Genomic DNA, 307 nt, shown 5'->3' on the forward strand with positions numbered 1-307 from the left:
CATTCAATAAGAATAGTGATATTTCAGGTATATACGCTATAACAAGCAAGGTAAATATCATAACAAGAATAAACGGAACGGTACTTTTAATTACCTCGGTTAATGATACTTTACTAATCCCCGACGCTACAAATAAATTTAGCCCAAACGGAGGTGTGATCATGCCAATAGAAAGAGCAACAAACATAATAATTCCAAAATGGATCGGATCAATCCCAAGTTCGAAAACCATTGGCAAAAATAACGGAACAAAAATTAATACTGCCGCACTCGTATCCATAAACATTCCTACCAGCAGCAAAATGAC

1 protein-coding gene is annotated in these 307 nt (G+C 35.5%); it reads right to left on the bottom strand.

Features of this window, described 5'->3' with window-relative positions; genetic code table 11:
• The coding region (locus JKP73_RS22545) for a TRAP transporter large permease subunit (RefSeq protein ID WP_234447181.1) at nucleotides 1–280 on the bottom strand (280 nt) is incomplete at its 3' end.
• Nucleotides 281–307: the final 27 nt, after the last annotated feature.

The sequence above is a fragment of the Virgibacillus salexigens genome, assembly GCF_014905415.1.
Lineage (GTDB): Bacteria > Bacillota > Bacilli > Bacillales > Amphibacillaceae > Virgibacillus > Virgibacillus salexigens.